Source organism: Acidovorax sp. CF316, assembly GCF_000276605.1.
Lineage (GTDB): Bacteria > Pseudomonadota > Gammaproteobacteria > Burkholderiales > Burkholderiaceae_C > Acidovorax.
The window spans coordinates 16,186-36,173 of the sequence record NZ_AKJX01000112.1 but is presented as its reverse complement, the minus strand read 5'-3'; the positions used below and the strand labels follow the sequence as shown (position 1 = coordinate 36,173).

Sequence of the window (19,988 nt, the reverse complement as noted above, 5' to 3'; positions counted from 1 at the left end):
ATGTGTCTGTCAATAAGGTTCAAATAGGGCTCTGGTCCCCATCATATGGGGGCGAGCAGCTATCAAATCAATAGCTCGTGCGGGGTGCCCGGCGCGCAAGGCGACAAGGGCACGGCGCAGGGCTAGATGCGCATCGGCATCACCACGTACTTGAAGCTTTCGTTGTCGGGGATGGTCAAGAGCGCGGAGCTGTTGCCGTCCGAGAGCTCCACCTTCACCATGTCCTGGCCCATGTTGGCCAGGGCGTCGATCAGGTAGGTCACGTTGAAGCCGATCTCGATGGTGTCGCCACCGTAGTCGATGTCGAGCTCGTCCACGGCCTCTTCCTGCTCGGCGTTGTTGGACGCCACGCGCAGGGTGCCGGGCTCCAGGTTCAGGCGCACGCCCTTGAACTTGTCGCTGGTCATGATGGCCGTGCGCTGCAGGCTGGCCAGCAGCGGGGCGCGGCCCAGGGTGATGCTGTTCTTGTGGTTCTTGGGGATGACGCGGTTGTAGTCGGGGAACTTGCCCTCGACCAGCTTGGTCACGAACTCCATGCCGCCAAAGGTGAACTTGGCCTGGTTGTTGGCGAACTGCATCTCGATGTGGGGCTGGTTCTCGCCGCCGGCGTCGGACAGCAGGCGCTGCAGCTCGATCACGGTCTTGCGCGGCAGGATGACTTCCTGCTTGGGCACTTCCACATCCAGTGTGGCGCTGGCAAAGGCCAGGCGGTGGCCGTCGGTGGCCACCAGGCTCAGTTGCTTGCCCTCGGCCACGAACAAAATGCCGTTGAGGTAGTAGCGGATGTCCTGCACCGCCATGGCAAACGACACCTGGCCCAGCAGGTCCTTGAGGGTCTTTTGCGGCACGGCGAACACGGGGCCGAAGGCGGCCGACTCCTGCACCAGCGGGAAGTCCTCGGCAGGCAGGCTTTGCAGGGTGAAGCGGCTCTTGCCGCCCTTCAGGATCAGCTTGGACTGGGCGGATTCGAGGCTCACCGTCTGGTCGCTGGGCATGGTGCGCAGGATGTCGATGAGCTTGCGCGCACCCACGGTGGTGGTGAAGTCGCCCGTGTCGCCCCCCAGTTCGGCCGTGGTGCGGATCTGGATTTCGAGGTCGCTGGTCGTCAGCTGCAGCGCGTTGCCGGTCTTGCGGATCAGTACGTTGGCCAGGATGGGCAAGGTGTGGCGGCGCTCCACGATGCCAGCCACCGATTGCAGAACCGCGAGTACCTTGTCTTGTGTTGCCTTCAGGACGATCATGTCATCAACCCCTTGCTTGTGGATCTTTTTTGGAACGGTGCGGGCAGCGGCACGGGTTGTGCCCCCCTGCTGCCCCTAAACCCCCCATTTTGCCTTGTAAGGACGTGTTCTATTTGGCAGTGTGGCGCCGAACAAGTTCTTACATCAAAGGCCAGGGGAGAACGCACGGTGGCTCAGCCCTTCAACGTCTGTTCCAGCACGTGCAGCTGCTGGTTCAGCTCGGTCAGCTGCTGGCGCTCGCCCGAAATCTTGCGCACCGCGTGCAGCACCGTGGTGTGGTCGCGCCCGCCGAATAGTTCGCCGATCTCGGGCAGGCTCTTTTGCGTGAGCTCCTTGGCCAGGTACATGGCGATCTGGCGCGGGCGGGCAATGCTGGCCGGGCGCTTCTTGCTGTACATGTCCGCCACCTTGATCTTGTAGTAGTCGGCAACGGTCTTCTGGATGTTTTCCACCGAGATCTGGCGGTTCTGGATGGACAGCAGGTCGCGCAGCGCCTCGCGGGCCAGCTGGATGGAGATTTCCTTCTGGTTGAAGCGCGAGTACGCCAGGATCTTGCGCAGCGCGCCTTCGAGCTCGCGCACGTTGGAGCGCACGTTCTTGGCCACGAAGAAGGCGACTTCCTCGGGCATCTCGGTGCCTTCCACGCGGGCCTTGTTGATCAGGATGGCCACGCGCATCTCGAGCTCGGGCGGCTCGATGGCCACGGTGAGGCCCGAGTCGAAGCGCGAAACCAGCCGCTCGTGGATGTTGGCCAGGCCCTTGGGGTAGGTGTCGCTGGTCATCACGATGTGGCTCTTCTTGGCCAGCAGGGCTTCGAAGGCGTTGAAGAATTCTTCCTGAGTGCGGTCCTTGTTCGCAAAGAACTGCACGTCGTCGATGAGCAGCAGGTCCAGCGAGTGGTAGCGCTCCTTGAACTCGTCGAAGGTGCGGCGCTGGTAGGCCTTAACCACATCCGACACGAATTGCTCGGCGTGGATGTAGAGAACTTTGGCGTCGGTCTTGTCGGCCAGCAGGCGGTTGCCCACAGCGTGCACCAGGTGGGTCTTGCCCAGGCCCACGCCGCCGTAGATGAACAGCGGGTTGTACAGGTGGCCGGGCATGCCCGCCACGTGCATGGCGGCCGAGCGCGCCATGCGGTTGGCCGTGCCCTCGACCAGGGTCTCGAAGGTGAGGCCGGCGTTCAGGCGGTTGCGGAAGGCGCCGGCCGATTCGTCGGGGGTGCTGCTGCCGCTGTTGCCGTTGCCGGAGTTGCTGTTGTTGTTGTTGCTGCTGCCCTGCCCCTGGCCCTGCTGGTCGTTGTGCGAAACCGGGGTCTGCGTGCCCGCTGCGTTAGGGCGCACGTAAGTGCGGGTAACGGCTTCGCGCTGAGCGAGTGCTAACTCCAGTGTGACGGGCTGGCCGTACAGGTCTTCGAGCAGCAGCGAGATGCGCTTGGCGTACTGGGCCCGGATCCAGTCGAGCTTGAAGCGGTTGGCGACGAACAGCGTGACCTTGGAGAAGTCTTCGGTCACCTGCGCCACGAGGGGCTTGATCCAGGTGTTGAACTGTTGCTCTGGCAGGTCTTGCGCCAGTTGTTCTAGGCAGGCCTGCCACAGGCCCTGGCCTGCGTCGGCCCCGGGGTTGGATGCGGAGCTGCTGGAGGGTTCCTCGGTCATTTATCGGGTGATTCTTTTTGTGGATAGGAGGAACGGTGCTGGGCCGGGTATTGTAGCTTGTCAAGGAGTTATCCACAATTTGAAAGGCCGGTTTCTCCAATGGGCTCGGACCCCTTGCGAGGGGGTCGGAAACGGCATTTTGAACCCCTGATTCCAGCGCGCCACAGGGTCTTCCCTGCCGCGGGCATTGCCAGCGGGGCACAAGCCTGCGATAATTTTGGGTTTCCCTGAATGTGTTCAGGGCGATTTGACCGGGCGTGCCGTTATTTCTGCGCAGCAGTCCGGAACTGAACCTCAAGGAATAGAGCACCATGAAACGTACTTACCAGCCCTCCAAGACCCGCCGCGCCCGCACCCACGGTTTCCTCGTCCGCATGAAGACCCGCGGCGGCCGCGCTGTCATCAACGCACGCCGCGCCAAGGGCCGCAAGCGCCTGGCCGTCTAAGGCCGGCAAGGTCCTGGGCCTGCACCCCGGTTTGCACCGTCAGGTACCAAACGGGGGCGCTTGCATGCAACGGCTGAAAACCCGTCCGCAGTTCCAGGCCGCCATGGCGGGGGGCACCGTTTCCCGTACCGCCCATTTTGCGCTGCACCGCCTGGTGCTGGGCGCCGACGGCACTGCCACGACTGGCGGTGCCGTTGTCGTTGCGCCCGGCGAACCCGCCACGGCAACCGCCGCGCAGCCCGCTGCAACGGTATCCTCCCCAGGGCCCGGCACCTCGCCGCAGGCCCTGTTCGGCGTTTCCGACGACGTCTGGCTGGGTGCCATGGTGCCCAAGCGCTGGGCGCGCCGCGCGGTCACGCGCAACACCATCAAGCGGCAGATCTACACGGTGGGCGCCACGTTCGAGGCGCGCCTGCCCCAGGCCGCCCACGTGGTGCGCCTGCGCAGCACCTTCGACCGCAAGCAGTTCATCAGCGCCACGTCCGACCAGCTCAAGGCGGCGGTGCGGGCCGAGCTGCTGCAGCTGTTCGGCTACGCGGCCAAGCGCTCGGGCCAGGCCCCGGGCGCCGGTGGCGAAGCGGGCAAAGGCGGCGGCAAGGGCCAGGGCGGTAGCAGAAGCGACAAAAGCCCCAGCGCGCCGCGGGTGTCGGCGGTTGCGCCATGATGCGTGCGCTGCTCATCGGGGTGGTCAAGGGCTACCGCCTGTTCCTGAGCCCCTGGCTGGGCTCGGCCTGCCGCTTCGAGCCGACCTGCTCCGTCTATTCGCTGCAGGCGCTGGAGCAGCATGGCGCGGCGGCTGGCAGTTATCTCACGGTGCGCAGGCTGGTACGCTGCCACCCCTGGTGTGACGGGGGCCATGACCCGGTCCCGCAGGAGCTGCCGCGCAGCATGCGGCTTTTTTCGCGCTTCACTGCGTCGTCCACCACTCCAACATCCTCACCAAAGAAGTCTTCATGAACGACATTCGCCGCACCATACTGTGGGTGATTTTTGGCTTTTCCATGGTTCTGCTGTGGGACAAGTGGCAGTTGCACAACGGCAACAAGGCCACCTTTTTCCCCACCGCAGCCCCCGTGGCAGCGCCTGCGCCTGCGGGCACCGCCTCGGCTTCGGCCGGCGCTGCGAGCGTGCCTTCCAGCACCAATGCGTCGGCGCCCGCCACCGCATCGGCCCAGGGCGCAGCGGCCGTGCCTGGCCAGCCGGCTCCCACGGCAGCGCCTGCCACGCGTGAGCGCGTGCAGGTGACGACCGACGTCTACCGCCTCACCTTCGACAGCGAAGGCGGCTCGCTGACGCATGCCGAACTGCTCAAGCATGCCGACATCGGCGACAAGAGCGGCAAGAACTTCCTGCTGCTGGACGAGAGCGCGAACCGCGTGTACGTGGCGCAGACCGGCCTGATCGGCGGCGCCTTCCCCACGCACAAGACGCTGATGACGGCCGTGGCCGGCCCGCGCGAACTCAAGGACGGGCAGGACGAGCTGTCCATCCGCTTCGAGTCGCCCGAGCAGGGCGGCGTGAAGCTGGTGAAGACCTGGACCGTCAAGCGCGGCGCCTACGACATCGCCGTGAAGCACGAAGTGGTGAACACCGGCACGGCCCCCGTGTCGCCCGAGCTGTACCTGCAGCTGGTGCGCGACGGCAACAAGCCGCCAGGCGAGTCGTCGTTCTACTCCACCTTCACCGGCCCTGCGGTCTACACCGAGGCCAAGAAGTACCAGAAGGTCGAGTTCAAGGACATCGAGGCCGGCAAGGTCGACATCCAGAAGGATTCCACCAATGGCTACGTGGCCATGGTGCAGCACTACTTCGCCACAGCCTGGCTGCTGGGCAACGACATCCCGCGCAACCTGTTCATGCGCAAGGTGGACACCAACCTGTACTCGGTGGGCATGATCACCCAGTTGGGCGCCATCGCCCCCGGTGCCAGCAAGACCGTGGACGCGCGCCTGTTCGCCGGCCCCCAGGTCGAGAAGACGCTGGAAGCTCTGAGCCCCGGCCTGGAGCTGGTCAAGGACTATGGCTGGCTGACCATCCTGTCCAAGCCGCTGTACTGGCTGCTGGACCAGCTGCACAAGATCCTGGGCAACTGGGGCTGGGCCATCGTGGCGCTGGTGCTGCTGCTCAAGATCGCCTTCTACTGGCTCAACGCCAAGGCCTACGCGAGCATGGCCAAGATGAAGGCCATCAACCCCAAGATCATGGAGATGCGCGAGCGCCTGAAGGACAAGCCGCAGCAGATGCAGCAGGAGATGATGCGCATTTACCGCGAGGAAAAGGTCAACCCCATGGGTGGCTGCTTCCCCATCATGATCCAGATCCCGGTGTTCATCGCCCTGTACTGGGTACTGCTGTCCAGCGTGGAAATGCGCAACGCGCCGTGGATCCTGTGGATCCACGACCTCTCGGCACCGGATCCGTTCTTCATCCTGCCGCTGTTGATGACGGTCAGCTCGCTGCTGCAGACGGCGCTGAACCCCGCGCCACCAGACCCGCTGCAGGCCAAGATGATGTGGTTCATGCCGCTGATCTTCAGCGTGATGTTCTTCTTCTTCCCGGCCGGCCTGGTGCTGTACTGGCTGACGAACAACATCCTGTCGATCGCGCAGCAGTGGCTCATCAACACCCGCATGGGCGTGCCCCCGCAGTTCAACCTGCCCAAGTTCAAGTGATCATTGCCTGATCGCTGAATTCCCCGAAAGGCCGCGCAAGCGGCCTTTTTTCATTGAACGCCCTGCCCTGTAAAGTCACCCCCTATGCTCGCCCGCCACGCCGACCCCATCGTTGCCATTGCCACTGCCCCGGGGCGCGGCGCCGTGGGCATCGTGCGCGTATCCGGCAAGGGCATCGCGCCGCTGGTGCAGGCCCTGTGCGGGCGTGACCTGCGCCCGCGCGAGGCGCACTACCTGCCGTTTCGCGATGCCGAGGGCCAGGCCATCGACCAGGGGCTGGCGCTGTACTTTCCGGCGCCGCATTCCTATACGGGCGAGGACGTGCTCGAGCTGCAGGCCCATGGCGGGCCGGTGGTGCTGCAGCTCTTGGTGGCGCGCTGCCTGGAGGCGGCGGCTGCGGCGCAGAACGAGGGCGGCCCTGCCGTGCTGTCCGGGCTGCGCGTGGCCGAGCCCGGGGAGTTCACCGAGCGCGCCTTCCTCAACGACAAGATCGACCTGGCGCAGGCCGAGGCGATCGCCGATTTGATCGACGCCTCCACCTCGGCGGCGGCGCGCAGCGCGAGCCGCTCGCTCACGGGCGCCTTCTCCAGCGAGATCCATGCGCTGCGCGACGCGCTGATCCACCTGCGCATGCTGGTGGAGGCGACGCTGGACTTCCCCGAGGAGGACATCGACTTCTTGAAGCAGGCCGATGCCCAAGGCCAGCTCGACCGGCTGCAGGGGACTTTGGCGCGTGTGCGCCAGCGCGCGCAGCAGGGCGCGCTGCTGCGCGAGGGCATCAAGGTAGTGATCGCCGGCCAGCCCAATGCGGGCAAGAGCTCGCTGCTCAACGCGCTGGCGGGGGCGGAGCTGGCCATCGTGACCCCGATTGCCGGCACCACGCGCGACAAGGTGCAGCAGACCATCCAGATCGAGGGCGTGCCGCTGCACGTGATCGACACCGCTGGCCTGCGCGACAGCGAGGACGAGGTGGAGCGCATCGGCATCGCCCGCGCCTGGGACGAGATCGCAGGGGCCGATGCGGTGCTGTTCTTGCACGACCTGTCGCGTGCGCACACGGCTGCCTATGCCGAGAGCGATGCGGCCATCGCTGCCGACATGGCGCAGCGCCTGCCGGCGTCGGTGCCGGTGATCGATGTCTGGAACAAGATCGACTGCGTGGACCAGGCCGCGGCCGCCCGGCTGCAGGGCCCGGGCCGCTCGGTGCAGCTGTCGGCGCGCATGGGAACGGGCCTGGAAGACCTGCGCCGCACGCTGCTGGAGGTTGCCGGCTGGCAGTCGGCGCCCGAGGGCGTGTACATCGCCCGCGCCCGCCATGTGCAGGCGCTGCAGGCAGTGGCCGCGCACCTCGATGAAGCGCACATGCAGTTACAGGCGCGGGCCCCGGCCCTTGACATCCTGGCCGAAGAATTGCGCCTGGCGCAGAACGCGCTGGGGGCCATTACGGGGGAGTTCACGTCCGATGACCTGCTGGGCGTGATTTTTTCGAGCTTTTGCATCGGCAAGTAGCCCGCGGGAGCCACCTGGCTGGGCGCTTTTGTTGTAAACGGACGTAAACAGCGCTTGTGCGCAACCTGTAACAGGGTTACTTTAAGAACAACCATGAACGTTCTATCCCCCGCTGCCACCAAAGCCGATCTGCAGGGCCTGATCGATGCCATCGCCCAGGCCAGCGCCGACGACAGCATGACCAACCCGCTGACCCCTGCGCAGTGGGACACCGTCGCTTCCTACCTGCTGCCCTGCATCCTGCCCACGGGGCATGTGCTGTTCACCCAGGGTACCAGCGACCGCACCCTGTATTTCGTGGAGAGCGGCAGCCTGAGCGTGCACTTCCAGGACGAGAAGGAGCGCCTGCGCCTGGCCATCGTGGGCCCCGGCTCCGTGCTCGGCGAAGGGGCGTTCTTTTCGCACCGGTCGCGCAGCGCCACGGTGCAGGCCACCGGGCCTTGCAAGCTGTGGAGCCTGACGGCCATCCGTTTCACCGAGTTGACCAACCGGCAGCCCGCCATTGCCTTGGGCCTGGCCATGGCGGCTGGCTCGGTGCTGGCCAAGCGCCTGGGCAATCGCCGCCGGCGCGTTGCGGCGACCTGACACCGCTGTCGGCCGGCACCGCTTTCGGTACCGGCGGCATCGTTGGGGGTGCAGGGCTCGCGGTACACTCGAATCGGACAACCCACTGCAGGTGTACTCCGAGGAAAGCAAGCCATGTCACTGTTCAGCTGGTTCAGCCGCAAACCGGTACCGCCCAAGCCCCGGCCCAATGCGGCATCGGAGCCTTCGGGCCTGCTCAACGCCGATGCCACGGTGCCCCTGGCTGCCGGCCGCCAGGGCAAACCCCTGGTCGACGCGCTGCCGCCCGAGCACGCCGCCAACCGCAAGAACGAGCGCATGGAGCGCCGCGAGCTGCTGTACACCGTGGTGCGCGACGCCATGGTGCGCGCCGGCGTGCTCTCGGCCAGCTACAAGTTCAAGGTGCTGTCGCTGGACCAGCGCGGCCGCCAGTTCCTGGTGATGATGGACTTGGCGCGCGAGTACGGCGGCGAGACGGTGCGCCTGTCGGAGATCGAGGCGCTGATCGCCCAGACCGCCAAGACGCGCTACGACATCCTGGTGACCGCCGTCTACTGGCGCATCAATGACCATGTGGCGGTGGGCATTCCGCAAAAGGGCATTGCCCCGCTGGGTGCCGCCCTGCCCGTGGGCACGCAGGCCCCGGCCGCTGCCGCCGCCGTGCGGCGCCCGCTGCCTCCAGTGTCGGCCCCGGCCCCGCTCACGGCCACGCCGTCCGCCCCGATCTCGCGCCCGGCACCGCTGCGCGCCGCCGCGCCCGTGGCCACCGCCCCGGCTCCGCTGACGGGAACGGCCGCACCGCGCTCGCCCACGCCGGTGGACTACGAAGCCACCCGCCCGGTGCCGCGTTTCGAGCCCATCGAGGCCGATGAAGTGGCGGCCTTCAAGCGCGCCCTGGCCGATGCCGCAGGCACCAACCCCGTGCCCGTCACCCCGGCACGCCCGGGCGGTGCCCCGGTGCGCTCGGGCCCCATCCGCCCCCGGCCAGCCAATGCAACGGGCTTCGAGGACACGGAAATGCCCGGTGCCGAAGAGCGCGGCCCGGACCTGAGCAGTACGCAGTACGGCGAGCTGCGCTAGAGCGCGCAGGGCGCCAAAAACAAAGGCGGCCCCAGGGGCCGCCTTTTTCATGGCACACCGCTGGGGTGCTCAGGCTTTGACGTCGAGCAAAGAGCCCATCATCTGGTCCTGGGTCTTCACCACCTGCAGGCTGGCCTTGAAGGCGTAGGTGGCCGACATCTGCTCCACGGCCTCCTTCTCCAGTGCCACGCCCTCTTCCTGGCTGCGGCGCACGGTGCCGGTCACGCCGGCTCCACCCGGTGCGGCCTGCTGCTCCACCACCTCGCTCTTGTAGCGCGGCGTGTTCATGTTGGCCACGTTGTTGGCCGAGGCATCCAGGCGCAACTGGGCTGCCTGCATGCCAGAGGCGCCGATCGAGGAAATGGAGGCCATGGTGGAGTGCTCGCGGTGGAGGGGGATGGCCGGATTATCCGGCGCTGCCGGGTTTTGGGCGAGACCGCCCATCCTGCCGGCAGGGTCACTGGCCCCAGAAGCGGTCTTCCTGCGCCGGGTCGCTGGAGAAGAGAAACACCTCGACGACCTGGCCGTCCGCGATGCGCAGCAGGTCCACGCCCGCCTGGTCCAGGCGGGCGCCCTCGCGCTCGCCGCCAAAGCGGATGCTGACGGCGACCCAGTCGCCGTTCTCCATGTAGTGGCTGGCCTCGGTGATGGCAAAGCTGCCCTGGGACACCTCCATCATGCCCCCGATCATCGCCCCCACGGCGGCCAGGCCCCGGTGCGTGCCCGAGAAGCGGTTGGCGCCGGGCTGGTGCCAGACCACGGACGGCGACACGGTGGCGGCCAGCAGGGCCTGGTCGCCGGTCTGGGCGGCACGGATGTAGTTCCTGGCGATGTCGATGGGGGTCATGGGGCTCTCTGGAGGTGTTGAAGATCAGGCAATTATTGGACTCGGGGTGCAGCAAAGCACGGCAGCCAGCAGCCGGAGAAAGACACTTATCGGACAAAATGGGCCAACTACCCACGCCAAGGAAAGCGATGGCCCCGAAGAAGACCGGCCGCACCCGCACCGACGCCAACACCGACATCGAACGCTTCGACTACCGGCCGCCCGGGACCTACGGGCTGGACCTGGAGGTCTTCCCGATGTCCGACCTGCGCCAGCGCGGGCCGGAGGGCGAGGTCCTGCGCACCCACCGCTACGCCTTCCACATGCTGGTGCTGGTCACCCGCGGAAGCTGCACGCAGGTGATCGACTTCGAGCCCGTGCCCTGCGCGCCCGGGTCGCTGCTGGCCATCCGGCCCGGCCAGGCCCACCACTTCGGGACGGCGCAGGACTGGGAAGGCTGGGTCATGCTGCTGCGCCCGGAGTTCCTGCTGGCGGCCGGCGCTGCGGCAGCCAGCGATCTGCGCCTGGTGGTCGGGCTGGAGCGGTTTCCCGTGCACCTGGCGCTGGGCGACGGCGAGGCCCGCACGGTGGCGGATGCGATGGTGCTGATGCGCACGGACGCGGCGGCCACTGCGCCGGCGCAGGAACTGCACGCGCTGCTGCGCTACCAGCTCTATGCCCTGCTCGCGCGGCTGGCCATTGCCCACGGCCAGCGCGGCCAGCGGGAGCCCGCGAACCACCGCGCGCTGCTGCGCTTCGAGCGCTTTCGGCAACTGCTGGAGCAGCGTTTTGCCCAGTGGCACCAGGTGGCGGATTACGCCGGCCCGCTGGGCTGCACGCAAAAGAGCCTGGCGCGTGCCACCAGTGCCGCGGCCGGCATGAGCGCCAAGGCCTTCATCGCCGCGCGCCTCTGTCTGGAGGCCAAGCGCCTGCTGCTGCACACCGGCGTGCCCGTGGCACGCATTGCCGAGCGCCTGGGCTTCGACGAGGCGACCCATTTCAGCAAGTTCTTCCGGCGGGAGGCGGGCTGCACCCCGGCCGAGTTCCGCCGCCAGCAGGTGGCGGCACTCCCGGAGGTCAACGCAGGGTGAGGATTCAGACCTGCACGTAGTCCGGGTGGCGCGCGCAGATCTCGTCGACCTGGCTCAGCGTGCCCGACAGGTGCTGGCGCAGCGCGTCCTGCGCGGCCGGGGCGTCGCCGGCCGCAATGGCGTCCACGATGCGCCGGTGGTCGGCCAGCACGGCCTCGGTCTTGCCGGCGGTGGGCAGGTGCAGGCGGCGCAAGCGGTCCACATGGCCGGAGCGGCGGCGCACCAGGTCCCACAGGCCGGCCACGCCGGCGGCCTCGTACATGCGCTGGTGAAAGCCCTGGTCGGCCTCGACGAACTCGCGGTAGTGGGCCGGGCCCACCACGGCGGCCATGGCCGCCACCTGGGCACGCAGGCGGGCCAGCACGGTGTCGTCGGGTGCCAGGGCCAGGGTGCGCACCACCTCCAGTTCGAGGGAGCGGCGCAGGTAGTGCGCCTGGCGCGCGGCCTCGATGTCGATGCGGCTGACCACCGTGGCGTGCTGCGGAAAAATGTCCACCAGCCCCTCTTCGCCCAGGCGCAGCAGGGCGTCGCGCACGGGCGTCTGGCTGATGCCGAACTGCTCGGCCAGCTCGGCCCGCGCCAGCACGGTGCCGGGCGCCAGGTCGAGCGAGACGATGGCCTCGCGCAGCCGGTCGAAGACCTGGGGCGCCGCATGGCGCGAGCGGTCGAGGCGGACTTTTTCTCTCACGTTCATAGGGTCGGGTTCATGGCGCCCGGATTGTCGCACCGTGTTGTGTTGACGCACTAATATACTAGTGCTTTAATGCGCCACATGACACGACGCACCCCTGATTCCCTGCGCAGTGCGCGCTGGTTCGCGCCCGACGACCTGCGCTCCTTCGGCCACCGCTCGCGCATCCTGCAGATGGGCTATGCGCCCGAGGACTGGGTGGGCAAGCCCATCATCGCCATCGTCAACACCTGGTCGGACATCAACCCCTGCCACGGCCACTTCCGTCAGCGGGTGGAGGACGTCAAGCGCGGCGTGCTGCAGGCGGGCGGCTTTCCCATCGAGTTGCCGGCCATCTCGCTGGCCGAGGCCTTCGTCAAGCCCACCACCATGCTCTACCGCAACATGCTGGCCATGGAGACCGAGGAGCTGCTGCGCAGCCACCCGGTCGACGGCGCGGTACTGATGGGCGGTTGCGACAAGACCGGGCCCGGCCTGCTGATGGGCGCCATGAGCGCCGGGCTGCCCGCCATCTTCGTGCCCGCCGGCCCCATGCTGCGCGGCAACTACAACGGGCAGGTGCTGGGCTCGGGCTCGGACGCCTGGAAGCTCTGGGACGAGCGGCGCGCCGGCAACCTGAGCCAGGAGCAGTGGCAGGGCGTGGAGGCCGGCATCGCGCGCAGCCACGGCACCTGCATGACCATGGGCACGGCCAGCACCATGACGGCGATTGCCGAGGCCATCGGCATGAGCCTGCCCGGCGCCTCGTCCATCCCTGCACCCGACGCCAACCATGTGCGCATGAGTGCCGAGAGCGGCCGGCGCATCGTCGACATGGTCTGGAACGACCTCACGCCCGCACGGCTGCTCAGCCGCGAGTCCTTCCTCAACGGCATCCGCATCGCCATGGCGGTGGGCTGCTCGACCAACGCCATCGTGCACCTGGTGGCCATGTCGCGCCGTGCGGGTGCGCACTGCGCCGTGACGCTGGACGACTTCGACGCCGCCAGCCGCGTGGTGCCGGTGCTGGCCAATGTGCGGCCCAGCGGCGACACCTACCTGATGGAGGACTTCTATTACGCCGGCGGCCTGCCGGGCCTGATGTCGCGCATGCCGCAGCTGCTGCACCTGGGCGCGCACACCGTCACCGGCCGCACGCTGGGCGAGAACATCGAGGGCGCGGCCGTGTTCAACGACGACGTGATCCGTCCGCTGTCCAACCCCATCTACGCCGAGGGCGCACTGGCCGTGCTGCGCGGCAACCTGGCGCCCGATGGCGCGGTGATCAAGCCCAGCGCCTGCGCCCCTCACCTGCAGCAGCACACCGGCCCGGCGCTGGTGTTCGACGACTACCCGAGCATGAAGGCCGCCGTGGACGACCCGGACCTGGACGTCACGCCCGGCCACATCCTGGTGCTGCGCAACGCCGGCCCCCAGGGCGGGCCGGGCATGCCCGAGTGGGGCATGCTGCCCTTACCGGCCAAGCTCGTGAAGCAGGGCGTGCGCGACATGCTGCGCCTGTCCGACGCGCGCATGAGCGGCACCAGCTACGGCGCCTGCATCCTGCACGCCGCGCCCGAGGCCTACATCGGCGGGCCCCTGGCGCTGGTGCGCACCGGCGACCTGATCACCGTGGACGTGCCCGCGCGCCGCATCCACATGGAGGTGGACGACGCCGAGCTGGCGCGCCGCCGTGCCGAGTGGACGCCGCCGCCCGCGCGCTTTCAGCGCGGATACGGCTGGATGTTCAGCCGCCACATCCTGCAGGCCGACCAGGGCTGCGACTTCGACTTCCTCGAAACCGGCTTCGGCGCGCCCGTGCCCGAGCCCGACATCTTCTGACCACCAACCTGCCGCCGACATGCCACTGAACCCCTCCACCCGCGAACTGCTGGCCCACGTCAGCACTGCCACCCTGTGCACTGCGCTGTTCAAGCGCGGACTGCGCAACCAGTTCCTGCAGGACGTGCACCCCCTGCGCGGCGGCCGCGCCAACATGGTGGGCGAGGCTTTCACGCTGCGCTACATCCCGGCGCGCGAGGACCTGAACCCGATCAGCGTGTTCCAGGACCGCGACCACCCCCAGCGCAAGGCCGTGGAGGAATGCCCGCCGGGCGCTGTGCTGGTGATCGACAGCCGCAAGGACGCGCGCGCCGCCTCGGCCGGCTCCATCCTGGCCACGCGCCTCATGCAGCGCGGCGTGGCCGGCCTGGTGACGGACGGCGGCTTTCGCGACACGCCCGAGATCGCGACGCTGTCCATGCCGGCCTACCACCAGCGGCCCTCGGCGCCCACCAACCTCACCCTGCACCAGGCGCTGGACATCAACGTGCCCATCGCCTGCGCCGACGTGGCCGTGTTCCCGGGCGACGTGCTGGTGGGCGACGGCGAGGGCGTGGTGGTGATCCCCGCCCACCTGGCCGACGAGATCGCCGCCGAGGCCACGGAGATGACGGCCTTCGAGGACTTCGTGACCGCGCAGGTGCTGCAGGGCCGTTCCATCCTGGGCCTGTACCCGCCCACCGACCCGGCCACGCCCGGCGAGTTTGCCGCCTGGCGGCAGGCCCACGGGCGTTGACACCCTTCGCCGCATTGCTTCCCCCATAACGACACCCGGAGACAAACCACCATGCGATTCCTCATCCACTGCGCGACCGTGCTGGCGCTGGCTGCCTTGCCCCCGATGGCTGCCGCGCAGGACTGGCCAGCCGCCAAGCCCATCACCTACGTGGTGCCCTTCACGCCCGGGGGTTCCACCGACACCATCGGCCGGGTGCTGGCCAGCAAGCTGCAGGAGGCCCTCAAGCAGTCGGTGGTGGTGGAGAACAAGCCGGGCCAGGCCGGTGGCATCGGCGCGGCCTATGTGGCCAAGGCCGCGCCCGACGGCTACACCCTGTTCGGCGGCACCATCAGCACCCACGCCATCAACGCCAGCCTGTACAAGAACCTCGCGTACCAGCCGGTGCGCGACTTCGAGCCGGTGGCGCTGGTGGCCACCCTGCCCAATGTGCTCATCATCAACCCCGCGCTGGGCGTGAACTCGGTGGCCGAACTGGTCGAGCTGCTCAAGAAAGACCCGAGCAAGCGCATGTTCGCCTCCTCGGGTTCGGGCACCTCCACCCACCTGGCGGGCGAGCTGTTCGGCGACCTGATCGGCGTGAAGCTCACGCACATACCCTACAAGGGCACGCCCCCGGCGCTGACCGACGTGGCGGCCGGCCAGGTGGCCTTCATGTTCGACCAGATGACGGCGGCCCTGCCCCTGGCCAAGGCCGGCCGCGTGAAGCTGCTGGCGGTGACCACGGGCAAGCGCATCACCCTGGCGCCCGAGCTGCCCACCATGGCCGAGGCCGGCGTGCCGGGCTTCGAGATGTCGTCCTGGCAGGCGGTCTATGCGCCCAAGGGCACGCCCCGGGCCGTGGTGCAGCGCCTGAACGCCGAGATCACCAAGGCCCTCAGGCTGCCCGACGTGCAGGCCAAGCTGCACGACCAGCTGGGCATGGACATCGTGGCCAGCACGCCCGAGGAGCTGGCCGCCCACATGGCGCGCGAGATTCCGCGCTGGGCGGAGCTGGTCAAGAAATCCGGTGCCCAGCCGGACTGAGGGGGCTCAACCCACGCCGTGGGCCTGTGCCAGGCACTGCTGGAAGGCCTGGGCCGCGCGCGAGGGTTCGGGCGAGCGCCGCAGCAGGCCCACGAACTGGCAGCTGTAGCGCAGCAGCGCCGGCTGCACGGCCTGCATCAGGCCACGGCGCTCGTAGACCTCGGCATAGTGGTCGGGCAGAAAGCCCAGGTAGCGGCCCGAGAGGATCAGCGTGGCGATCGACTCCTGGTCGAAGCCCGTGGCCGTGCGCGACAGGCGTGCCTGGTGGCTCAGCTCCATGTTGGGCGAGTGGTAACCGAGGCCCGCGAAGGGCTGGTGGCGCAGCGCCTCCCAGTCGAGCGAAGTGTCGTCGACGCCGAACAGCGGGTGGCCTGCGCCGCAGTACAGCAGCATGGTCTCGGTGAACAGGTCGGTGTACAGCAGGCTTTGCGAGGCGCGGTGCGCCGGGATGATGCCGACCTGGAAGGTGCCGTCGATGACCCCGCGCTCGATGGCATTGATGGTGCCCACGTGCATCTGCAGGTGCACGTCGGGCGCCTGCTGCGCAAACGCGGCGATGGCCTGGCCGATGCGCGCGGCCGGGTTGGTGGCGGTCTTGTCGAACACGGCCACTGCGAGCTGCCCGCCCATGCGCGCATGGATGTCGTCCACCGCATTGCGAAAGCCCTCCACCGAGGCCAGCAGGCGCAGCGTCTCGTCGTAGACGCGCTGCCCCTCGGGCGTGAGGGCGAAGCCTGCCCGGCCGCGCCGGCACAGGGTCAGGCCCAGGCGGGTCTCCAGGTCCTTGACGTGGCGGCTCACGGTGCTGGTGCCGATGTTCAGCTCCAGCTCCGCGGCCGACATGCCGCCGCACTCGGCCACGGCCTTGAACACCTGCAAGAGGCGCAGGTCCATGTCGCTGAGCTGGCCGAGCACGGCGCGGTTCTTGGTGTTCATGGCGGTCCGGTTGTTACTTGCATAAACGCGCAAGTAAACATTGATATTGCACTATTTGAGAGATTAACACCGGCGACAACAATCCGCCTGAAACCTGCTTTTCGCCCGGCCCTGCGCGGCTGCCTTGCACTGGAGATTCCCATGAGTTTCGTCAACATCGAAAAACCCGCTTCCGACGCTGGCGGTGACCGCCTGGACGCCGCCTGGCTCGACGCCCACTGGATGCCCTACACCGCCAACCGCCAGTTCAAGGCGGCTCCGCGCATGATCGTGGAAGGCAGCGGTGCCTACTACACCGACTCTGATGGCCGCAAGATCTTCGACGGCCTGTCGGGCCTGTGGTGCACCGGCCTGGGCCATGGCCGCCGCGAGATCGCCGAGGCCGTGGGCAAGCAGGCGCTCAAGCTCGACTATGCGCCGGCCTTCCAGTTCGGCCACCCGCTCTCGTTCGAGCTGGCCAACCGCATCAAGGCCATCACCCCGGACGGCCTGGACTACGTGTTCTTCACGGGTTCGGGCTCGGAAGCGGCCGACACCTCGCTGAAGATGGCGCGCGCCTACTGGCGCGCCAAGGGCCAGGCCAGCAAGACGCGCCTGATCGGTCGCGAAAAGGGCTACCACGGCGTGAACTTCGGTGGCATCTCGGTGGGCGGCATCGCGGCCAACCGCAAGCTCTTCGGCCAGGGCGTCGAAGCCGACCACCTGCCCCACACCCAGCCGGCCGCTGGCTCCTTCCACAAGGGCATGCCGCCCACGGGCAAGGAACTGGCCGACCGCCTGCTGGACGTGATCGCACTGCACGATGCCTCGAACATCGCGGCCGTGATCGTCGAGCCCTTCTCGGGCTCGGCCGGCGTGGTGATCCCGCCCGTGGGCTACCTGCAGCGCCTGCGCGAGATCTGCACGCAGAACAACATCCTGCTGATCTTCGACGAGGTGATCACCGCCTTCGGCCGGGCCGGCGCCTGGACCGGTGCCGAGGCCTTCGGCGTGACACCCGACATCCTGAACTTCGCCAAGCAGGTCACCAATGGCGCGCAGCCCCTGGGCGGCGTGGTGGCCAGCAAGGACATCTACGACACCTTCATGGCCGCGGGCGGCCCTGAGTACATGCTCGAGTTTCCGCACGGCTACACCTACTCGGCCCACCCCGTGGCCTGCGCCGCCGGCATCGCCGCGCTGGACCTGCTGCAGAGCGAAGACGCCATCGGCCGCGTGAACGCGCTGACCCCGCACTTCGAGCAGGCCGTGCACAGCCTCCAGGGCAGCAAGCATGTGCTCGATATCCGCAACTACGGCCTGGCAGCGGGCATCACCATCGCCGCGCTGCCCGGCGAGCCGGCACGCCGCCCCTACGAGATCGCGATGAACTGCTGGAAGAAGGGCTTCTACGTGCGCTACGGTGGCGACACCATCCAGCTGGCACCGCCCTTCATCAGCGAGAAGGCCGAGATCGACCGCCTCGTGAACGCCCTGGGCGACGCCCTGGCGGAAACCGCCTGAGTTCCATTTTTTAGCCATTCCTTTGCCATGAACCACGACAAGAGCGTCACCACCACCGTCGGCCACCTGATCGACGGCCAGATCGTTGCCGATACCGAGCGCACGCAGCCGGTCTTCAACCCGGCCACGGGCCAGTCCACCACCAACGTCGCCCTGGCCAGCAAGGCCACGGTGGAGCGCGCCATCGCCTCGGCCGAGGCTGCCTTCCCGGCCTGGCGCAACACGCCGCCGCTCAAGCGCGCCCGCGTCATGGGCAAGCTCAAGGTGCTGCTCGAAGAGAACGCCGACAAGATCGCCGCGATGATCACGGCCGAGCACGGCAAGGTGCTCAGCGACGCGCACGGCGAACTGCAGCGCGGCATCGAGAACGTGGAGTACGCAAGCTACGCGCCCGAGCTGCTCAAGGGCGAGCACAGCCGCAACGTCGGCCCCGGCATCGACTCGTGGAGCGAGTTCCAGGCACTGGGCGTGGCGGCGGGCATCACGCCCTTCAACTTCCCGGCCATGGTGCCGCTGTGGATGTGGCCCATGGCCGTCGCCTGCGGCAACACCTTCGTGCTCAAGCCCTCCGAGCGCGATCCCACGAGCACCCTGTTCATCGCCCAGCTGGCGCTGGAGGCCGGCCTGCCCCCGGGCGTGCTCAACGTGGTCAACGGCGACAAGCTGGCCGTGGACACGCTGCTGCAGGACGCGCGCGTCAAGGCCGTGAGCTTCGTCGGCTCCACCCCCATCGCCGAGTACATCTATTCCGAAGGCTGCAAGCACGGCAAGCGCGTGCAGGCCCTGGGCGGCGCCAAGAACCACGCCATCGTGATGCCCGACGCCGACATCGGCAACGCCGTGAGCGCGCTCATGGGCGCCGCCTACGGCAGCTGCGGCGAGCGCTGCATGGCCATCCCGCTGGTGGTGGCCGTGGGTGACGAGGCCGGTGATGCCGTCGTGGCAGGCCTCAAGGTCGAAATCGCCAAGATGAAGGTCGGCCCCGGTACCGACAACGGCAACGACATGGGTCCGCTGGTGACCAAGCCCCACTTCGAGAAGGTCAAGGCCTATGTCGACAGCGGTGTGGCCGAGGGTGCCACGCTGGTGGTCGACGGCCGCGGCGTGACGGTGCCCGGCCATGAGGACGGCTACTTCCTCGGTGCCTGCCTGTTCGACAACGTCAAGCCCGGCATGAAGATCTACCAGGAAGAGATCTTCGGCCCCGTGCTCGGCGTGGTGCGCGTGAAGACGCTGCAGGAAGCCATGAAGCTGATCGACGACCACGAGTACGGCAACGGCACCTGCATCTTCACGCGCGACGGCGAGGCTGCGCGCTACTTCACCGACCACATCCAGGTCGGCATGGTGGGCGTGAACGTGCCCCTGCCCGTGCCCGTGGCCTACCACTCCTTCGGCGGCTGGAAGCGCAGCCTGTTCGGCGACCTGCACGCCTACGGCCCCGATGCCGTGCGCTTCTACACCAAGCGCAAGACCATCACCCAGCGCTGGCCCTCGGCCGGCGTGCGCGAAGGCGCGGTGTTCAGCTTTCCGAGCAGCCGCTGATTCGACGGCGTCCAACAAGACAAACGGCCCCGCGGGGCCGTTTTTTCTTGGCGGGTTCGGGGCTCAGCAGGCGGCGCGGCAGCGCTTTCCGTCGGTCCAGGTCGCGCCTTCGAGCAAGGCGGCGTCCAGGTCCACATTGACCATCTTCGCGCCCGAGAGGTTGGCGCCGCGCAGGTCGGCCTGCTCCAGGCTCACGTTGACGAACTCGGCGCCGCGCAGGTCGGCGCCCGAGAGGTTGGCGCGCGACAGGTCCACGTTGGTGAACTTGCGGCCGGCCAGCTGGGCCCCCGCGAAATTGCGGCCCGAGAGGTCGCTGTTCACATAGTCACCGCTTTTGCCGGCCTTGCCAGCCGGGGCGGGCCTGGCGTTGCCGGAGTTGGTCACCGTGACCGACGAGCCCTGCACCACCACGCGGTTGGCACCGCCGCCCACCGTGGTCTCCACGCGGGCATTGCCGTCGGTAGCGGTGATCACCTGCTGGCCGTTGACGACCACCGCGGCGTTGTTGTCCCCGGCGATCACCGTGCCGGAGCCGTTGGAGGCGAGGTTGCGCTGGGCATGGGCCAGGGGCATGCAGGCAGCGACGGCCGTGAGGGCGATCAGGGTGCTGGCAAGGGGGTGCTTCTTCATCTCTGGATTTCCTTGG

20 protein-coding genes are annotated in these 19,988 nt (G+C 67.9%); 13 read left to right on the top strand and 7 right to left on the bottom strand.

From position 1 onward, the window contains the following. Positions 1–122: 122 nt before the first annotated feature. Positions 123–1,241: a DNA polymerase III subunit beta gene (dnaN, locus tag PMI14_RS12460; protein ID WP_007854794.1), complete on the bottom strand. Its 1,119-nt coding sequence runs from the start codon at positions 1,239–1,241 to the stop codon at positions 123–125. A 173-nt stretch (positions 1,242–1,414) separates the two neighbouring features. Further along, positions 1,415–2,896, bottom strand: coding sequence for a chromosomal replication initiator protein DnaA (dnaA, locus tag PMI14_RS12455; RefSeq protein ID WP_007854793.1), 1,482 nt, complete (start codon positions 2,894–2,896; stop codon positions 1,415–1,417). A gap of 311 nt (positions 2,897–3,207) precedes the next feature. On the opposite strand from dnaA, the gene rpmH reads away from it, so the two are divergent. The 7 genes from rpmH to PMI14_RS12420 all read left to right on the top strand — a co-directional run bounded on the left by rpmH (position 3,208) and on the right by PMI14_RS12420 (position 9,167). Then, positions 3,208–3,342 (top strand): 50S ribosomal protein L34, encoded by a 135-nt coding sequence (gene rpmH / locus PMI14_RS12450; RefSeq protein ID WP_005798102.1) that lies wholly within the window; start codon positions 3,208–3,210, stop codon positions 3,340–3,342. 64 nt (positions 3,343–3,406) lie between these two features. Beyond that, a complete protein-coding gene (locus PMI14_RS12445; RefSeq protein WP_007854783.1) occupies positions 3,407–4,006 on the top strand; it encodes a ribonuclease P protein component in 600 nt (199 codons plus the stop codon). After that, the gene (yidD, locus tag PMI14_RS12440) at positions 4,003–4,299 is read left to right on the top strand and encodes a membrane protein insertion efficiency factor YidD (RefSeq protein ID WP_007854782.1); all 297 of its coding nucleotides are present in this window, start codon (positions 4,003–4,005) and stop codon (positions 4,297–4,299) included. Before PMI14_RS12445 ends, yidD begins: the two co-directional genes overlap by 4 nt. Then, positions 4,296–6,014 (top strand): membrane protein insertase YidC, encoded by a 1,719-nt coding sequence (gene yidC, locus PMI14_RS12435; protein ID WP_007854781.1) that lies wholly within the window; start codon positions 4,296–4,298, stop codon positions 6,012–6,014. Before yidD ends, yidC begins: the two co-directional genes overlap by 4 nt. Before the next feature lie 84 nt (positions 6,015–6,098). Continuing rightward, positions 6,099–7,523, top strand: coding sequence for a tRNA uridine-5-carboxymethylaminomethyl(34) synthesis GTPase MnmE (gene mnmE, locus PMI14_RS12430; RefSeq protein WP_007854780.1), 1,425 nt, complete (start codon positions 6,099–6,101; stop codon positions 7,521–7,523). A 93-nt stretch (positions 7,524–7,616) separates the two neighbouring features. Further along, positions 7,617–8,108, top strand: coding sequence for a Crp/Fnr family transcriptional regulator (locus tag PMI14_RS12425; protein ID WP_007854779.1), 492 nt, complete (start codon positions 7,617–7,619; stop codon positions 8,106–8,108). 114 nt (positions 8,109–8,222) lie between these two features. After that, on the top strand, positions 8,223–9,167 hold the full coding sequence (locus tag PMI14_RS12420) for a hypothetical protein (protein ID WP_007854778.1): 945 nt from the start codon (positions 8,223–8,225) through the stop codon (positions 9,165–9,167). Positions 9,168–9,236: 69 nt separating this feature from the next. Here the strand turns inward: PMI14_RS12420 and PMI14_RS12415 are convergent, their stop codons facing one another. After that, positions 9,237–9,539 (bottom strand): flagellar basal body protein, encoded by a 303-nt coding sequence (locus tag PMI14_RS12415; protein WP_007854776.1) that lies wholly within the window; start codon positions 9,537–9,539, stop codon positions 9,237–9,239. An 85-nt stretch (positions 9,540–9,624) separates the two neighbouring features. Then, a complete protein-coding gene (locus PMI14_RS12410; protein ID WP_007854774.1) occupies positions 9,625–10,014 on the bottom strand; it encodes a nuclear transport factor 2 family protein in 390 nt (129 codons plus the stop codon). A gap of 128 nt (positions 10,015–10,142) precedes the next feature. Between PMI14_RS12410 and PMI14_RS12405 the strand changes: the two genes are divergently transcribed. Next, positions 10,143–11,084 (top strand): AraC family transcriptional regulator, encoded by a 942-nt coding sequence (locus PMI14_RS12405; RefSeq protein ID WP_007854773.1) that lies wholly within the window; start codon positions 10,143–10,145, stop codon positions 11,082–11,084. Between the two features lie 4 nt (positions 11,085–11,088). Here the strand turns inward: PMI14_RS12405 and PMI14_RS12400 are convergent, their stop codons facing one another. Next, positions 11,089–11,778, bottom strand: a complete 690-nt coding sequence (locus tag PMI14_RS12400) for a GntR family transcriptional regulator (protein ID WP_007854771.1) — start codon at positions 11,776–11,778, stop codon at positions 11,089–11,091. A gap of 78 nt (positions 11,779–11,856) precedes the next feature. On the opposite strand from PMI14_RS12400, the gene araD reads away from it, so the two are divergent. The 3 genes from araD to PMI14_RS12385 are packed head-to-tail and all read left to right on the top strand — an operon-like array spanning position 11,857 to position 15,358. Further along, positions 11,857–13,596, top strand: coding sequence for an L-arabinonate dehydratase (gene araD, locus PMI14_RS12395; RefSeq protein WP_007854770.1), 1,740 nt, complete (start codon positions 11,857–11,859; stop codon positions 13,594–13,596). A 25-nt stretch (positions 13,597–13,621) separates the two neighbouring features. Continuing rightward, entirely contained in the window at positions 13,622–14,332 is a 711-nt protein-coding gene (locus tag PMI14_RS12390) for a ribonuclease activity regulator RraA (protein WP_035203550.1), read from the top strand. Positions 14,333–14,383: 51 nt separating this feature from the next. Beyond that, a complete protein-coding gene (locus PMI14_RS12385; protein WP_007854767.1) occupies positions 14,384–15,358 on the top strand; it encodes a tripartite tricarboxylate transporter substrate binding protein in 975 nt (324 codons plus the stop codon). Between the two features lie 6 nt (positions 15,359–15,364). On the opposite strand, the gene PMI14_RS12380 is transcribed toward PMI14_RS12385, so the two are convergent. Further along, positions 15,365–16,294 (bottom strand): LysR family transcriptional regulator, encoded by a 930-nt coding sequence (locus PMI14_RS12380; RefSeq protein ID WP_007854766.1) that lies wholly within the window; start codon positions 16,292–16,294, stop codon positions 15,365–15,367. Positions 16,295–16,435: 141 nt separating this feature from the next. Here PMI14_RS12380 and PMI14_RS12375 point away from each other — a divergent pair, with 141 nt between their 5' ends. Both PMI14_RS12375 and PMI14_RS12370 read left to right on the top strand, forming a co-directional pair. Beyond that, on the top strand, positions 16,436–17,797 hold the full coding sequence (locus PMI14_RS12375) for an aspartate aminotransferase family protein (RefSeq protein ID WP_007854765.1): 1,362 nt from the start codon (positions 16,436–16,438) through the stop codon (positions 17,795–17,797). A 27-nt stretch (positions 17,798–17,824) separates the two neighbouring features. After that, complete coding sequence (locus PMI14_RS12370; RefSeq protein ID WP_007854764.1) at positions 17,825–19,342, top strand: CoA-acylating methylmalonate-semialdehyde dehydrogenase; 1,518 nt, start codon at positions 17,825–17,827, stop codon at positions 19,340–19,342. 63 nt (positions 19,343–19,405) lie between these two features. Here the strand turns inward: PMI14_RS12370 and PMI14_RS34610 are convergent, their stop codons facing one another. Beyond that, on the bottom strand, positions 19,406–19,972 hold the full coding sequence (locus PMI14_RS34610; protein ID WP_007854763.1) for a pentapeptide repeat-containing protein: 567 nt from the start codon (positions 19,970–19,972) through the stop codon (positions 19,406–19,408). Positions 19,973–19,988: the final 16 nt, after the last annotated feature.

What these genes read in the sequence shown, in the direction of transcription:
- yidD (WP_007854782.1), top strand. Translation starts at nt 4,003, where the DNA reads ATGATGCGTGCGCTGCTCATCGGGGTGGTCAAGGGCTACCGCCTGTTC.
- PMI14_RS12380 (WP_007854766.1), bottom strand. Translation starts at nt 16,294, where the DNA reads ATGAACACCAAGAACCGCGCCGTGCTCGGCCAGCTCAGCGACATGGAC.
- rpmH (WP_005798102.1), top strand. Translation starts at nt 3,208, where the DNA reads ATGAAACGTACTTACCAGCCCTCCAAGACCCGCCGCGCCCGCACCCAC.
- PMI14_RS12370 (WP_007854764.1), top strand. Translation starts at nt 17,825, where the DNA reads ATGAACCACGACAAGAGCGTCACCACCACCGTCGGCCACCTGATCGAC.
- yidC (WP_007854781.1), top strand. Translation starts at nt 4,296, where the DNA reads ATGAACGACATTCGCCGCACCATACTGTGGGTGATTTTTGGCTTTTCC.
- dnaN (WP_007854794.1), bottom strand. Translation starts at nt 1,241, where the DNA reads ATGATCGTCCTGAAGGCAACACAAGACAAGGTACTCGCGGTTCTGCAA.
- PMI14_RS12405 (WP_007854773.1), top strand. Translation starts at nt 10,143, where the DNA reads ATGGCCCCGAAGAAGACCGGCCGCACCCGCACCGACGCCAACACCGAC.
- PMI14_RS12415 (WP_007854776.1), bottom strand. Translation starts at nt 9,539, where the DNA reads ATGGCCTCCATTTCCTCGATCGGCGCCTCTGGCATGCAGGCAGCCCAG.
- dnaA (WP_007854793.1), bottom strand. Translation starts at nt 2,896, where the DNA reads ATGACCGAGGAACCCTCCAGCAGCTCCGCATCCAACCCCGGGGCCGAC.
- PMI14_RS34610 (WP_007854763.1), bottom strand. Translation starts at nt 19,972, where the DNA reads ATGAAGAAGCACCCCCTTGCCAGCACCCTGATCGCCCTCACGGCCGTC.
- mnmE (WP_007854780.1), top strand. Translation starts at nt 6,099, where the DNA reads ATGCTCGCCCGCCACGCCGACCCCATCGTTGCCATTGCCACTGCCCCG.
- araD (WP_007854770.1), top strand. Translation starts at nt 11,857, where the DNA reads ATGACACGACGCACCCCTGATTCCCTGCGCAGTGCGCGCTGGTTCGCG.
- PMI14_RS12385 (WP_007854767.1), top strand. Translation starts at nt 14,384, where the DNA reads ATGCGATTCCTCATCCACTGCGCGACCGTGCTGGCGCTGGCTGCCTTG.
- PMI14_RS12425 (WP_007854779.1), top strand. Translation starts at nt 7,617, where the DNA reads ATGAACGTTCTATCCCCCGCTGCCACCAAAGCCGATCTGCAGGGCCTG.
- PMI14_RS12375 (WP_007854765.1), top strand. Translation starts at nt 16,436, where the DNA reads ATGAGTTTCGTCAACATCGAAAAACCCGCTTCCGACGCTGGCGGTGAC.
- PMI14_RS12400 (WP_007854771.1), bottom strand. Translation starts at nt 11,778, where the DNA reads ATGAACGTGAGAGAAAAAGTCCGCCTCGACCGCTCGCGCCATGCGGCG.
- PMI14_RS12420 (WP_007854778.1), top strand. Translation starts at nt 8,223, where the DNA reads ATGTCACTGTTCAGCTGGTTCAGCCGCAAACCGGTACCGCCCAAGCCC.
- PMI14_RS12445 (WP_007854783.1), top strand. Translation starts at nt 3,407, where the DNA reads ATGCAACGGCTGAAAACCCGTCCGCAGTTCCAGGCCGCCATGGCGGGG.
- PMI14_RS12410 (WP_007854774.1), bottom strand. Translation starts at nt 10,014, where the DNA reads ATGACCCCCATCGACATCGCCAGGAACTACATCCGTGCCGCCCAGACC.